This is a genomic window from Streptomyces sp. NPDC042364 (assembly GCF_056437585.1).
The window spans coordinates 1-13,665 of record NZ_JBWKAJ010000038.1 but is presented as its reverse complement, the minus strand read 5'-3'; the positions used below and the strand labels follow the sequence as shown (position 1 = coordinate 13,665).

The window sequence follows — 13,665 nt, the reverse complement described above, 5'->3', positions numbered from 1 at the left end:
CGCCGTTCACATACCGACGCGAGGACGAAGGGCCTGTGCTCATGAGCGACGACGAGCGGCGGAACCCGGTCGAACGGCATCCCCGGCCGGAATTTCCGCAGCAGGACCAGGAACATCCGGGCCGGACCGGCCCCATGGACCCTCCTCCGGACCACGGGGAGGAGTCCTACCGGGGCAGCGGACTGCTCAAGGACCGCACTGCTGTGCTGACGGGCGGGGACTCCGGGATCGGCAGGGCGGTCGCCCTGGCGTACGCCCGGGAGGGCGCGGACGTGCTGTTCACGCATCTGCCCGAGGAGGCGGACGACGCGCGGGAGACGTCCCGGCTCGTCGAGGACGCCGGGCGGAAGGCGGTCGCCGTCCCGTGCGACGTCCGTGACGAGGAGCAGTGCCGGGGGCTGATCGAGCGGGCGGTCGCGGAGTTCGGCCGGATCGACGTGCTGGTGAACAACGCCGCGTACCAGATGGCGCAGTCCGACGGCATCGAGGGCATCTCGACGGAGCAGTTCGACCGGGTCGTGCGGACGAACCTGTACGGCATGTTCTGGCTGTGCAAGCTGGCGCTGCCGCACATCCCGGCGGGCGGATCGATCATCAACAGCACCTCGGTGCAGGCGTACAAGCCGAGTCCGCATCTCCTCGACTACGCGATGACCAAGGGCGCCATCGTCACGTTCACGCAGGGGCTGGCGCAGATGCTCGCGCCGCGCGGGGTCCGGGTGAACGCGGTGGCGCCGGGGCCGGTGTGGACGCCGCTGATCCCGGCGACGCTGCCCGACACCGAGGAGTTCGGCAAGCAGGCACCGCTGGGGCGGGCCGCACAGCCCGCCGAGATGGCCCCGGCGTATGTGTTCCTCGCCTCCGACCGGGCGAGTTACATCACGGCGGAGATCCTCAACGCCACCGGCGGCACCCCCCTGCCCTGACGGGCCGCCCCCCGGACGGGGGCGCGGACGAGGGCGGGTGCAGGGTGAGCCCTGGGGCTCTCCTGATGGATCCCCCCGGCGTCGCGGGCCCGGCTCGCACTCTCCCCCGGAGATCCATCAGAAGGGTCCCAGCCCCTCGGTCGCCCGCCGGGAGGCGGGGGCGTCCGGCTTCGGCCGGACGGCCGCCGCGGCCCGGACCCATCAGCGTCCGCCAGGGCCGCGTCCCGCCGTCCCGACCGGGCGGGCCCCCACCGGCCCGGCCGAGAGGGAACTGCCGCGCCCCCTCGTCATCCCCCGCCCGGCTGGACGCCGGAATCCGTCCCCGGCCCGCCGATCACATACGGTCGCCCACTTCGCCCGCACGACACCGTCGCATGGCGCCCCGGTGGGGAACCGGCGCGCGGCGGTCACCGTGACGGCCCTCGTCGACCCGGTGGGGCTCCCGGCCCGGCTGCCGGACCGGAGGGAGGAGGACCCACGCGACTCGCGCGTCCGGCGCCGAGGGGACCGACAGCAGGCTCTGCGGGCCGCCCGCACGGCCGCGTTTCCCCAGGTGTGATCGGGTACCCGCAGCATGAGCACCCCACATATGGCACATAACAGGCACAGGTGTCCGCGGTGGCCGCCGGGGGGCTCGGCAGTGCCTCCGGTTTCCGGTGGCTGCTCGCGATGCGCCCGGGAAGCCGGGCGCGCCCGGTCGCGCCCGCGGGACCACGAAGGAGCATCGCGATGAGTCATACGACACGGACCCGTCCCGCCGCCGCCCGGCGGACGGACACGGACCTGCTCGCCATCTACCTCAACGACCATCTGGCCGGTGCCACCGCGGGCACCGACCGCGCCCACTATCTGGCCAGGTCCTGCCGGGACACCGCCTTCGGCCCGACCCTCGCGACGATCGCCGGTGAGATCGCCAAGGACCGGCGGAGCCTGACGGACCTCCTGCACCGGCTGCACATTCCGGCGCGTCGCTACAAGGTCGTCGCGGGCTGGACCGCCGAGAAGCTGGGGCGGCTGAAGGCGAACGGCCGGCTGATACGCCGTTCCCCGCTCAGCACGGTGGTCGAGCTGGAGATGCTGCGGATGGGGGTGTCCGGCAAGATCGCATGCTGGGAGGCGCTGCGGCAGCTGTCCGAGAGCGACGACCGTCTGGACCCGGAGGTCCTAGATGAGCTGCTCCAGCGCGGCCACGGGCAGCTGCGGGCCCTGGAGGAGTTGCACCGGGAGCAGATCGCGTCCACCTTCCACACGCCCCTCCCCGGCAGCCCGGGAGCACACCGATGAGCGAAAAGACCCCGTCCCGGGCGGGGGGCGAACCGGACATCGACACCGGCCGCGAACCGGGCCCGGACGAGCAGGTGCCCCGAACGCCCCCTTCCCAGGCGGAGGGAGCACGCGACCACGAGACCGAGGACGGCGACGCGAACGGCGACGCGGGCCGCAATCCCTGACATGACGACGATGACGAGTCGATGAGCACCCGAGACGAACTCCCCGTCCTGCGGACCCTCGAGGAGCTGGCCGACCTGGTCCAGCACACCCCCGGTCTGCACATCCGCTGGTCACACGGTCCCGACGCGGACCGGGACCTCGCCACCAGCCGGGACGGCCTCACGGGCGTCCGGCTCCCGGGGCTGTCCGCGAACCCGCTCGACCTGGAGCCCTGGTGGGAGGACCGGCCCGTGGAGCTGTGGGTGGCGCGGCGCCTGTACGACTACTCGCATCTGCCGCGCGAGAGGGGACCGGGAGTCCGGCCGTGGATTCTGCGCGGCCGGGTCGGGGGCCGGGGGCCGGACAACGAACCTCTCCTCGGTGACATCGAACCCGTCGGCTGGATCGACGACGCGCTCATCAAGGAGGCGGAGGAGACCGTCGACCGCCAGGAAGGCGCATGGGGCCCCATGCGACGTGACGGCGACGAGCCGTCCGGGAGCGCCCCGCCGCCCGGCCGAGCCCGGGACCGGGAGCGGGAGCGGCTCGGGGACTCAACTCCGGGTCCGGCCGGGGACGACGGGTCGCGTCCCGGCGGGCCCGTCGCCCGTCCTCCAGGCCCCGGTTGATGTCGGCCCCGCTGATAGCGTGCTGTTCCGACCGTGGTGGATCACCGAGGGGAACGGCAGTCGTGCGGGAGGGATGGACGGCGACCCGCGCCTGGGTCGAGAAGCAGTTGTCCGAGGCGGAACGGATCGTGGCCGTCACGCGGCTGCGTGGCGGCTGGACGTCGGAGATGCGCCGGCTGGACGTGGCGGGTCCCGGCGGTCGGCGCTCGCTGGTGCTGAGGTCCTTCGTGAAGCCCTTCTTCGTACGGCACGCGGAGGGACTGCTGACCCGCGAGGCGAACGTGCTGCGCCTGCTCGGCGGCACGGAGGTCCCGGCGGCGACGCCGGTCGCGGTGGACGCGACCGGCGAGCACTGCGACCACCCCTCGTTGCTGATGTCCCTGCTGCCGGGTTCCGTACGCCTGGACGCCTCGGACGCCGACCGTCGTGACGAGCTGCTGGCCCGTCAACTACTGGCCGTCCACCGGCTGGCGGTGGACGAGGGGCAGCGGCCCCGCGCCTATCAGGCGTGGACCTCTCCCGAGCCGGTGAGTCCGCCCGAAGGGACGCGACGGCCCGAGCTGTGGCGGGCTGCCGTGGAGGTGATCCGGCGGGAGCCCCCGGAGCACCGGCCCTGCTTCCTGCACCGGGACTTCCATCCGGGCAACGTCCTCTTCACCGGTCACGGGGACGGCCTCCGCGTCAGCGGCGTCGTGGACTGGGTGGAGACGTCCTGGGGCCCCGCCGACCTGGACGTGGCGCACTGCTCGACGGCGCTGGCCCTGCTGCACGGGGTTCCTGAGGGCATGCGCTTCGCCGACCGCTATGCCGCGGCCGGCGGGCGGTTGGCGGAGGATCCCGCCGCCCATCTGTACTGGCGGCTGCTGGATGCCCTGGCCTTCGCTCCGGACGCCGAGAAGGTGGCCGTCCCGTGGCGGGAGGTGGGCCGCCGCGATCTGACACCCGCGGTCCTCACCGCGCGGCTGGAGACCTACCTCCACGCCCTCTTCGATCGCTACGGCTGAGGAACTCCGGGAGCCTGCGCCGCGAGGTCTCCGAGGGGGTCACCGCTCAGCCGGCACACCGTCCACTCCTCCAGGAGTTCGGCGCCGAGCGACTTGTAGAAGCCGATCGCCGGTTCGTTCCAGTCGAGGACCCACCACTCGAAGCGCTCGAAGCCCTCCCGTCTGCAGATCGCGGCCAGCGACGCGAGCAGGGCCTTGCCGTACCCTCCGCCCCGTGCCGCCGGCCGTACGTAGAGATCCTCCAGATGCATGCCACGCGTACCGGTCCAGGTCGAGAAGCGGGGGAACCACAGGGCGTAGCCCACGCTCTCGCCCGTCTCCTCGTCCTCGGCGATCAGGGCGTACGCGGCGGGGTGCGCGCCGAAGAGCGCCTCCCGGAGTTGGTCCCCGGTCGCCCGGGCCTGCTCCACCGCCTTTTCGTACTCGGCGAGTTCGCGGATCATCGCGCGGATGTCCGCGATGTCGTTCACAGTGGCTGACCGGATCATGCCGGAGATCATCGGTCACGGCACCGAACAGCGTCCAGTGGATTGAGCGCCTGATGCGGGAGGGAGTGCTCGATCCGGCAACCTTGGCCTTGTCGCCGACTCGGGTCGTCCGCTGTCGGATCAGGCCGGCACGCCGTCCTGGATGACCTTGCGCGCCACCAGTCGCCGCGCCTGTTCCAGCTCGCTCTCGATGGTGTCCGCTTCCGCTCCGTCGAGTGTGACCCCCGCGGGCCGCTCGGTCTCCCGGGACAGCCGGGCGACACGCGGGTCGTCGGCCTCGGTGTCGGCCGCGCCGTCCGGCCCGTGGTCGGGCAGGCCCGTCGCATGGGCGGCGATCTTCGTCCAGAAGTCCCGCTCCGCGTTCCGCACCCTGTCGCCGCGGCCGAAGGTACGGGTGGCGACGGCGAGTCGGTGCATCTCGTTGCCCACGCTGCCGGCCGAACGCCGGTCACGCAGCAAGGTGACCACCGCCGGGGTGGAGGCGACCCTGGCCGCCTCGACGTCCGCCCGGAACTCCGCGCGCCGCGCCGCCGGGAGCGTCAGCCGAAGCAGGGAGCGGGTGAGGCCTCGCATCACCAACTGCGGTATCCACAGCACGTAGTTGACGATCCGTCCGCGCTTCCTGAGATTGTGCGAGGCCTCGGCCATCTCGCCGGCGTGGTGGGCGCCCGGGGGCGCCTGCCAGATGCCCGCCGGCGCTTCGGAACGGGCCGCCGCCAGTTCCATCCCGCCCTTCAACGAGGTCAGGGCCGTACCCAGCAGCGCGCTCTGCCGCACATCAGCGCCGAAGAGCGCCAGCGCCTGCGCGATCGCGGCGACCCGCCGCTCCGGGCCGGACCTCACCCAGAGCGGGAGCCCGAGGTCCAGCACCCGGTTGCGCCGGATGCCGTAGGCGGAAACCCGCACGGCGTATTCCGAGGTGATCCGCACGGCGTCGACGCGTCGCTCGCCGAGCGCGTCCGCGATCGTGTCGAGCAGCGCGAAGAGCGCGGGCGCAGCACCGCGCCGCAGGGTGGGCCAGTCGGACGCGAGGGCGCCGAAGCGGGGGCGCAGTTGGACGGCGATGCCGAGCAGGATCAGCCCTATCACCGGCTGCACGACCGTCGCCCAGCCGAACACGACGAGCGCCGACCCGCCGACCAGCATCCCGGCCGTCATGAGGTGCACCATGCACGCGATGCCGTACGCGGCCGCAGTGGCCGCTCTCCCCCGGCCGGGTCCCACGCTCCCCGCCACCCCCGCCACCTGCGGCTGCCGCAACATGTCCTCCCCCGTCGGATGCGGAGATCATAAGGGGGGACCTGCTTCTCGCGCCCCCTAACCAGTTTGCCAAAGACGGTAGTTGTGGCCTGGCATCTGGAGCACGCCAACTGTGGAGGGGACTTCCGGCCGGTCCTGAGTGCTGACTGCGCCGGGGCCGGAAGAGATCCAGTAGTCGTGCCAGGGACAGGATGGAGGGCACGGCCGGGACGGCGGAGTCCCGTCACAGCGATGCTCGGGAGCAAGAACCAGCGCGGTGCCGACATGGGGTGATACATGCGCGGGTCCGCTGTCGTGCAGGCCGGCGGCGTTCGCCCGTCGGGGAGCAGTGCCCGGTGCGCACGGGGCGCCTACCGGGTGAGTCCCGCCCGTTCGCATGCGGAGCGGAGTCCGGGGGTGCAGATCTGATCGGCGGTGTAGACGCCGTCCTCGACGATGGTTGCCTCGATGGTGTCGACCGTCACGGGGGTCGGCGCGAGCAGCACGGTCGGGATGTCCTCGGTGGTGGGGCTGTCGGTCGTGGTGGTGGCGATGTCGTCCAGGTCCTCGCCGCGACCCAGGGCGACGGCCATGCGGGCCGCCGCGGAGGCCTCCGCCTTGAAGGACTTGTACACCGTCATGGTCTGTTCGCCCCGGACGATGCGCCGCACGGCGTCGAGGTCGGCGTCCTGGCCGGTCACCGGGGGGAAGTCACGGACGCCGGCCTTCTTGAGGGCGGAGACGACCCCGGCGGCGATCGCGTCGTTGACCGCGAGGACACCCTCGATCCGGTTCGGGCCGAGGGCCGCGATGGCGGCGACCATGTTGGCGTGGGCGTTGTCCGAGCTCCACCCCCGGGTCACGTACTCCCTGCCTATCCTCACCTTGCCCTTGAGGGCGGACAGGGCGCCCTCCCGGTACCAGGCCGCATTGGGGCTGGCCGGGTCGCCGTTCATCATGACCACGGTCCCGCCCTTCGCGTCCGGGCCCATCGCCTTCAGCAGGGCCGTGCCCTGGAGCCGCCCGACCTGTGCCCCGTTGAAGGAGACATAGCCCGAGATGGGGCCTTCGGCGAGCCGGTCGTAGGCGACGACGTGGACGCCCGCGCGGCGGGCCTCCTGGATGGAGGAGCGGATCGCCCTGGTGTCGGCGGCGTCGAGGATCAGGACCTCGGCCCCCTTGGTGATCATGGAGGTGACCTGTTCCCGCTGACGGGCCGCGTCGTTCTCGGCGTTCGCGTACTCCAGGGTGCAGCGGGGACACAGTTCCTTGATCTGCCTCTCGATCAGCGGCTTGTCGAACTGCTCCCAGCGGGGGATCGCTCCGCTCGGCAGGAGCAGACCGACGGTGAAGCCGTCCCGGCCCGGTTCGTCGTCATCTCCGCAAGCGGCCAGGGACATCGCCATGAGCACGGTGACGACCGCCGCGGTGACCTGTCCCCTACGTGTTCTCATGCCAGGCCCCTCGGTCCTGTTCGGGTCCCCGGGTCCGCGGGGGCCTCCTCGGGTCTCGGTACGACGATCTCGCTCCACACCTGTTTGCCGCCGGCGACCGGCACCGAGCCGAAGGAGTCGGACAGCGCCTCGACGAGCATCAGTCCGCGCCCGCCGGTCGACTCCCAGTCCACGATCACCGGCTTGGCGGGGGCGCGGGGCGAGGAGTCGCTGACGCAGACGCGCACCCGGTTGCCGCGCAGGGTGAGGTCGATACGGACGGGGCCCTGGGTGTGCACCAGGGCGTTGGTGACGAGTTCCGAGACGACCAGCAGCACCGCGTCGGCCACCTCCTGCGCCTGCCACCGGCGCAGGGTGCGCGCTGTGAAGCGGCGGGCGTGCATGACCGCGTCCGGCAACCGCCACACCGCCCAGCCGGCCTTGACCGGCCGGGTGCGCATCCCGTCGTAGCGCAGCAGCAGCAGCGCCACGTCGTCCTCGCGGGGGCCGAAGTCGCCGAGGAGGCCGTCGGCCATCCGCCCGGGGTCCGTCGGATCGGCGGCGGCGAGTGCGGCGCTGATCCGGCGCATGCCCTCGTCCAGCGGCAGGTCGGATGCCTCGACCAGGCCGTCGGTGACCATCGCGAGCACCGTGCCGGGAACGATCGGGACGGCGGTCATGGGGAATTCGGCGTCCGCGAGGATGCCGAGCGGGGGCCCGCCCTCGACCAGCACCTCGCTGGTGCGGCCGTCGGCGTGGCGCATCACCGGGGAGAGGTGTCCGGCGCGGACGAAGAGGATGTTGTCCTCCTCCATGTCCAGTTCGGCGTAGCAGCAGGTGGCGAACAGGTCGGTCTCCATGCCGACGAGGAGCCGGTTGGCGTGCGAGATGACCACGTCGGGCGGGTGCCCCTCGACCGCGTAGGCGCGGACGGCCGTACGCATCTGGCCCATGATCGTCGCGGCGCCGGCGCTGTGTCCCTGGACGTCGCCGATGACGAGCGCCACCCGGTCCTCGGAGAGGGCGATGACGTCGTACCAGTCGCCGCCGACCTGGAGGCCCTGCCGCGCGGGCACATAGCGGGCGACGGCGGTGCCGCCGGGCAGGTCGGGCAGACGCCGGGGCAGCAGACTGCGCTGGAGCATCGTCGCGAGCTCCTGCTCGGCGTCGTGCGCCTGCGCGCGTTTGAGCGCGTCGCCGACGAGCGCGGCGGTCGCGGTGAGCAGGGACCGCTCGTCGGGGACGAACTCGTGCGGACGGTCCCAGCCGATCAGGCACACTCCGACGGCACGGCCCTTGGCGGGCAGCGGCAGGACGGCCAGACCGCCGGACCCGACACCGGCCAGCCCCGGCTCGAACTCCGTGCCCGCCGGCCACAGGTCCATGCGTCCGTCCCGCAGGGCGGCCCTGAGGGTGGGCAGGGCGCTGATCGGTGCCTCGGGCCATTCGGATCGCCATTCGGCGCGCCATCTCTCGGGCCAGTAGACGGTCTGGGGCGGGTCCAGCACGGTCACGACGAGCCGGTCGCCCTGGAGTTCGGCGAGCGCCACCCGGTCGGCGCCGAGCGGCTCGCGCAGCGCGCCGACGACGACCCGGCCGACGTCCCGGACGGTGGTGGCGTCGTCGAGTGCCGCCGTCAGCCACTGGATCCTGGAGACGTCGTCCGCGGTGCGGCGGAACTCCGAGGCCGCCGTCACGATGCCCTGCACCCGTTCGGGCCGGCCGTCGGCGCCGGCCAGGACGCGGCAGCCGAGGCTCAGCCAGCGCATCCCGCCCGTGGGACAGCGGACGCGGAACTCCAGCTCCCGCCGTTCGACCGCCTGGGTGGTGGGCTCCACCACCGACATGAGGGCGTGCATGTCCTCCGGGAAGGCGTGGGCCAGCAGGGTGTCCGCCTTGCCGTCGAACTCCTCCGGGGTGATTCCGACCAGGTTGAGGAGGGTCTCGTCCGCCTCGATGAGGCCGGTGTCCGGCACCAGGGTGAAGGAGCCGACGTGCATGTTGCGCAGGGCGGTGGTCAGTGGCGACGCCGGCACGGCACCGCCGTCACCGGCGCGCAGTACATCGGCGACGGCGTCGGCGTACCGGCCGAGGAAGCCGCGCTGCTCGGGGTCGAAACCGGCGGCGGACGGCCCCATGACGACCAGACAGCCCAGGCGTCCGCCCTCCGTCCTCAGGGGCAGGGCGCCCAGCGAGGCCCGCGTGCCCGGCGGAATCGGCCCGCCCTCCGTGTAGCCCGCGAGCGCCGGGGGGTCGAGCCAGAGCGGCCGGCCGGTGCGGACGGCGTGCGCCGCCGCAGAGGGGCCGGACAGGGGCAGCCGTTCGGGCGGTGCGTACGCGGCGGCGGTACCCCGTCCCGTCGTCTCCACCAGCCGGAGCTCCGGGTCCGTGGCACCGGCCGTGTAGACGGCGGCGACCGCCGCTCCGGCGAAGGTCAGCGCCCGTTCGCTCGCCGCGGCCTCCGGCAGCAGGGAGTGGTAGCGGTTGTCGGCGGCACCGTACCCGGACATCCGCGGCTCCGAGACTCCGGCCTGGACAGGGCCGTCATGGGGCATGTCCGCAACCTTCCTCCCGTCCATGCCGCGAGTCCTGACAAGATCAGGCACTCACCTACCAGAATCGCATATACGAACCAACCGGACAGCACCGCAGAAGGGTCGGAGGCTCAGCATTCGCAGAACATCTCGGCCGGTGACACACTGACGACGTGGTCGCCCCGCCGCTTCCACGCGGTACGTTCCGAAGCCGGGCGGCGCCGCTCCGCGACCGGACACGCGTCCCCGGCTCCGCGACGCACACGGTCCTCCCCGCGCGCGGTCGAGGGGCGACGCGGCGAAGGGCGAGGAGGTCTGTCACATGAAGGCCCGCATCCGGGACGCGGCCGCCGCCGCGACCGCGGTCTCGACGGCCGTCGTCCTCACCGCCTGCGGGGCAGACGACACCACCGACGACACGTCGGGCGGCGCCAGCGGCGCCACGACGATCGCCGTGCTGCTGCCGGACTCCACCACGGCGCGGTGGGAGACCCGGGACAGGCTGCTGCTGGAGCGGGAGATCAAGGAGCGCTGCGCCGAGTGCGAGGTCGAGTACGGCAACGCGAAGGGCGAGGTGGCCGCCCAGCAGGAGCAGATGGAGTCCATGATCACCCGAGGGGTGGATGCCATCGTGCTCGTGGCCGTGGACTCCAGGGCACTCGCGAGCTCGGTCGGGAAGGCGGCGGACGCGGGCATCCCGGTCATCGCCTACGACCGGCTCGCCGAAGGTCCCATCTCCGGTTACGTCTCCTTCGACGGCGAGGAGGTGGGCCGGCTCCAGGGCGAGGCCCTGCTGACGGCCATGGGCGAGGGCGCGGACGACGCCCAGATCGTCATGATGCACGGCGATCTCAGCGACCCCAACGCGGTGGCGTTCAAGAAGGGCGCGCGGTCCGTGCTCGAGGGCAAGGTGAAGATCGGCAAGGAGTACGACACCGCCCAGTGGCGGGCGGAGACCGCGAACATGAACATGTCCAGCGCCATATCCAGCCTCGGCGCCGAGTCCATCGACGGGGTGTACGCCGCGAACGACGGTCTCGCCGCCGGCAGCATCTCCGCCCTGAAGGCGAACAAGGTCGACCCGCTGCCGCCGATCACCGGCCAGGACGCCGAACTGCGTGCCGTCCAACGGATCGTCACGGGCGACCAGTACATGACCGTCTACAAGCCCTTCGCGCCCGAGGCCTCCGCCGGCGCCGCCATGGCGGTGGCGGCGGCCCGCGGTGACAGTCTCGACGAGGTGGCCACGGACACCGTGACCACCGACGGCAGGACGGTGCCCGCCGTCATGCTCACCCCGGTGGCCGTGACCTCCGAAACGATCAAGGACACCCTGGTGCGGGACGGCGCCTACACGGTCGAGGAGATCTGCACCCCCGCAGTACAGGCCGCCTGCGAGAAGGCCGGCCTGACCTGACAGCCGGTCACGACCGGGCCCCGCGCCCCGGTGAGGAGATGGTTGCCCGTGCCGAGTCCCCCCTTGCTGGCGCTGCGCGGTGTGTGCAAGCGTTTCGGCGTCGTCGACGTCCTGAAGGACGTCGAGCTGGAGATCCACGCCGGACAGGTCGTCGCCCTCCTGGGCGACAACGGGGCCGGCAAGTCGACCCTGGTCAAGGTGATCTCCGGGGTGGCCCCCGCGGACCGGGGGGTCATCGAGTGGGAGGGCGGCAGGGTCCACATCAGGCGCCCCCATGACGCCCGTGATCTCGGTATCGCCACCGTCTACCAGGACCTCGCGCTGTGCGGGAACCTGGACGTCGTCGGCAATCTGTTCCTCGGGCGTGAGATCCGCAGGTTCGGGTTGCTCGACGAGGTGGAGATGGAGCGCCGGACCAGACATCTGCTGGACCGGCTGACCAGGGGCATCCCCGATCTGCGCGCCCCCGTCGTCGCGCTGTCCAGCGGTCAGCGGCAGACGGTCGCCATCGCCCGCTCCCTGCTGGGCGAGCCCCGTGTGCTGATCCTGGACGAGCCGACCGCGGCCCTGGGGCTCGAGCAGACCAACGAGGTCCTGGACCTCGTCGACCAACTGCGCGACCGGGGTCTCGGGGTCCTGCTCATCAGCCACAACATGGGCGACGTCAAGGCGCTCGCGGACCGGGCCGCCGTGCTGCGGCTCGGCCGCAACAACGGCTTCTTCGATGTGAACACCGCGTCCCAGGAACAGATCATCGCCTGCATCACCGGCGCCACGGAGAACGTGCCCCGGCGGGTGGCCGCCCCCGAGGCGGGGTGGTGAGGGGATGCGCGAGATGCGGGAGGACCCGAGAACGGAGCCGACCGGCTCCGGCCCCGAGAACGGTGAGCCGCGGCGCGGACGGGTCGTCGCGGGGGCGATGGAGCGCGGGCTCGCCGTCCTCCGACGCAAGCTCAGCTCCGGAGAGCTGACCTCGCTGCCCGTCGTCCTCGTCCTCGCCGCCGTCTGGATCACCTTCCAGATCCTCAACGAGAACTTCCTCTCGCCCCGGAACCTGTCCAACCTCAGCGTGGACATCGTGGGCACGGGGCTGATCGCCGTGGGGATCGTCTTCGTACTGCTGATCGGCGAGCTGGATCTGTCGGTCGGCGCGATCAGCGGCCTCGCCGCCGCCGTCTTCGCCGTGCTGAACGTGAACAACGGAGTGCCCGAATGGCTGGCGCTGGTCATCGCGGTGCTCGCGGGCACCGCCGCCGGCACCGTCCAGGGTTTCTCCTTCGCCAGAACCCGGGTGCCCGCGTTCGTCGTCACCCTGGCGGGCCTGCTCACCTGGAACGGCCTCATGCTCTACATCCTGGGCACCAGCGGCACCGTCAACCTCGACGAGGACGGCATCGTCGCCAGACTGACCAGCCACTACTTCAGCCATGACGCGGCCGCCTACGGTGTGGCGGCGATCAGTGCGGTCATGGTGTTCGTCGCCTCCCAGCAGGACAGAAAGCGCCGTATGGCCGTCGGTATGCCGCACCGCTCGGTGACGGGCATCGCGGTGCGCACGGGGGTCGTGGCGGTGCCGGCGTTCGTCATCGCCTATGTCCTCAACAGATTCCAGGGGCTGCCGCTCGCCCTGCTCGTCTTCCTGGTGGTGGTGGCCGGCCTCGACCTCGTGCTCCGCCGCACCCACTACGGACGGCAGGTGTACGCGCTCGGCGGCGGCGTCGAGGCCGCGCGCCGCGCCAGCCTCAATGTGACCGGGGTACAGACGGCGGTGCTGGCGGTGTCGGGCACCATGGCCGGGATCGGCGGTCTGTTCCTCGCCTCCCGCATCACGTCGGTGAGCCAGAGCTCCGGTTCGGGGGTCCTGCTGCTCAACGCGATCGCGGCGGCCGTCATCGGCGGCACCAGCCTGTTCGGGGGGCGCGGCACGACCTGGTCGGCGATGCTCGGGATACTGGTCATCCAGTCGATCGCCTCGGGCATGGCCATCACGGACACGCCCGTCGCCGTCCAGTTCATGATCACGGGTGGGGTGCTGTTCGCCGCGGTGGTCATCGACTCCCTGTCACGCCGCTCCCAGGAAGCACACGGCCGCGCCTGACCGCCCCGTTCGGCGCCGAGTACGCCCACGTCCAGCCCCATCGTCCAGCTCCACTCCGGCGCCTCCGCCAACCAGACCACCCTGTTCGCGCCGGCCCGGCCGGCCGAACACCTCGCCAAGGTGCACCGCCCCAAGGTGATCATCGCCGGCTGGTCGGCGTACCCGCGGCAGCTGGACTTAAAGCCCGCCTCGCTGCCCCGGCCGACTCCTGAACCCCTCGGGCCGGGGCCCGTTCACCGGATCACGGGCAACGGCACGCTCACCGTTGTCGCCTGTAGAGGAGCGGTCCCGAGCGCGGGCCGGCGGAGCAGGGTGTGGCTCGACACCCGGGTCTGACCACCCGCCGCTCCGCCGGTCCTCCGGGGAGGTCGCTCACATGTACTCGGTGGCCGCGTCGAGGAGCCAGTCGGCGAGGTGGCCGGCGAAGGAGGAGCGGACCAGGATCCAGAATCCGGTGCTGGGTTCG

11 protein-coding genes and 3 pseudogenes are annotated in these 13,665 nt (G+C 72.1%); 9 read left to right on the top strand and 5 right to left on the bottom strand.

Annotated elements, in window-relative coordinates:
- The first annotated feature begins 41 nt into the window (after positions 1-41).
- The 5 genes and pseudogenes from AC067N_RS37945 (at position 42) to AC067N_RS37925 (ending at position 3,990) form a co-directional block, all read left to right on the top strand.
- Positions 42-926, top strand: a complete 885-nt coding sequence (locus AC067N_RS37945; protein ID WP_478683508.1) for an SDR family oxidoreductase — start codon at positions 42-44, stop codon at positions 924-926.
- A gap of 729 nt (positions 927-1,655) precedes the next feature.
- Positions 1,656-2,210, top strand: a complete 555-nt coding sequence (locus tag AC067N_RS37940; protein ID WP_478683507.1) for a hypothetical protein — start codon at positions 1,656-1,658, stop codon at positions 2,208-2,210.
- The gene (locus AC067N_RS37935; protein WP_478683506.1) at positions 2,207-2,377 is read left to right on the top strand and encodes a hypothetical protein; all 171 of its coding nucleotides are present in this window, start codon (positions 2,207-2,209) and stop codon (positions 2,375-2,377) included. Before AC067N_RS37940 ends, AC067N_RS37935 begins: the two co-directional genes overlap by 4 nt.
- 21 nt (positions 2,378-2,398) lie before the next feature.
- Positions 2,399-2,842, top strand: a pseudogene (locus AC067N_RS37930) (DUF6098 family protein); the annotation flags it as partial.
- Between the two features lie 143 nt (positions 2,843-2,985).
- Entirely contained in the window at positions 2,986-3,990 is a 1,005-nt protein-coding gene (locus AC067N_RS37925) for a phosphotransferase family protein (RefSeq protein ID WP_478683505.1), read from the top strand.
- Here the strand turns inward: AC067N_RS37925 and AC067N_RS37920 are convergent.
- From AC067N_RS37920 to AC067N_RS37905, 4 genes are all read right to left on the bottom strand, one after another.
- Positions 3,981-4,478, bottom strand: a complete 498-nt coding sequence (locus AC067N_RS37920; RefSeq protein ID WP_478683504.1) for an N-acetyltransferase family protein — start codon at positions 4,476-4,478, stop codon at positions 3,981-3,983. The genes AC067N_RS37925 and AC067N_RS37920 overlap by 10 nt on opposite strands.
- A 120-nt stretch (positions 4,479-4,598) precedes the next feature.
- Positions 4,599-5,636: a M48 family metallopeptidase gene (locus tag AC067N_RS37915; protein WP_478683503.1), complete on the bottom strand. Its 1,038-nt coding sequence runs from the start codon at positions 5,634-5,636 to the stop codon at positions 4,599-4,601.
- A 452-nt stretch (positions 5,637-6,088) separates the two neighbouring features.
- Positions 6,089-7,171 (bottom strand): substrate-binding domain-containing protein, encoded by a 1,083-nt coding sequence (locus AC067N_RS37910; RefSeq protein WP_478683502.1) that lies wholly within the window; start codon positions 7,169-7,171, stop codon positions 6,089-6,091.
- The gene (locus tag AC067N_RS37905; protein ID WP_478683501.1) at positions 7,168-9,705 is read right to left on the bottom strand and encodes a SpoIIE family protein phosphatase; all 2,538 of its coding nucleotides are present in this window, start codon (positions 9,703-9,705) and stop codon (positions 7,168-7,170) included. The genes AC067N_RS37910 and AC067N_RS37905 overlap by 4 nt, the downstream gene beginning before the upstream one ends.
- Before the next feature lie 301 nt (positions 9,706-10,006).
- Here AC067N_RS37905 and AC067N_RS37900 point away from each other — a divergent pair, with 301 nt between their 5' ends.
- From AC067N_RS37900 to AC067N_RS37885, 4 genes and pseudogenes are all read left to right on the top strand, one after another.
- On the top strand, positions 10,007-11,101 hold the full coding sequence (locus tag AC067N_RS37900; RefSeq protein ID WP_478683500.1) for a sugar ABC transporter substrate-binding protein: 1,095 nt from the start codon (positions 10,007-10,009) through the stop codon (positions 11,099-11,101).
- 48 nt (positions 11,102-11,149) lie between these two features.
- On the top strand, positions 11,150-11,923 hold the full coding sequence (locus tag AC067N_RS37895) for an ATP-binding cassette domain-containing protein (RefSeq protein WP_063799076.1): 774 nt from the start codon (positions 11,150-11,152) through the stop codon (positions 11,921-11,923).
- Between the two features lie 13 nt (positions 11,924-11,936).
- A complete protein-coding gene (locus AC067N_RS37890) occupies positions 11,937-13,199 on the top strand; it encodes a sugar ABC transporter permease (RefSeq protein ID WP_478683530.1) in 1,263 nt (420 codons plus the stop codon).
- A pseudogene (locus AC067N_RS37885) lies at positions 13,193-13,376 on the top strand (serine hydroxymethyltransferase); the annotation flags it as partial. The gene AC067N_RS37890 and the pseudogene AC067N_RS37885, both read left to right, overlap by 7 nt.
- A gap of 195 nt (positions 13,377-13,571) precedes the next feature.
- Here AC067N_RS37885 and AC067N_RS37880 read toward each other — a convergent pair.
- A pseudogene (locus tag AC067N_RS37880) lies at positions 13,572-13,665 on the bottom strand (sarcosine oxidase subunit gamma); the annotation flags it as partial.

Bases quoted from the DNA above. Each gene is read 5' to 3' on its own strand.
- AC067N_RS37945 (WP_478683508.1), top strand. From the start codon at position 42: ATGAGCGACGACGAGCGGCGGAACCCGGTCGAACGGCATCCCCGGCCG.
- AC067N_RS37940 (WP_478683507.1), top strand. From the start codon at position 1,656: ATGAGTCATACGACACGGACCCGTCCCGCCGCCGCCCGGCGGACGGAC.
- AC067N_RS37935 (WP_478683506.1), top strand. From the start codon at position 2,207: ATGAGCGAAAAGACCCCGTCCCGGGCGGGGGGCGAACCGGACATCGAC.
- AC067N_RS37925 (WP_478683505.1), top strand. From the start codon at position 2,986: ATGTCGGCCCCGCTGATAGCGTGCTGTTCCGACCGTGGTGGATCACCG.
- AC067N_RS37920 (WP_478683504.1), bottom strand. From the start codon at position 4,478: ATGATCCGGTCAGCCACTGTGAACGACATCGCGGACATCCGCGCGATG.
- AC067N_RS37915 (WP_478683503.1), bottom strand. From the start codon at position 5,636: ATGACGGCCGGGATGCTGGTCGGCGGGTCGGCGCTCGTCGTGTTCGGC.
- AC067N_RS37910 (WP_478683502.1), bottom strand. From the start codon at position 7,171: ATGAGAACACGTAGGGGACAGGTCACCGCGGCGGTCGTCACCGTGCTC.
- AC067N_RS37905 (WP_478683501.1), bottom strand. From the start codon at position 9,705: ATGCCCCATGACGGCCCTGTCCAGGCCGGAGTCTCGGAGCCGCGGATG.
- AC067N_RS37900 (WP_478683500.1), top strand. From the start codon at position 10,007: ATGAAGGCCCGCATCCGGGACGCGGCCGCCGCCGCGACCGCGGTCTCG.
- AC067N_RS37890 (WP_478683530.1), top strand. From the start codon at position 11,937: ATGCGGGAGGACCCGAGAACGGAGCCGACCGGCTCCGGCCCCGAGAAC.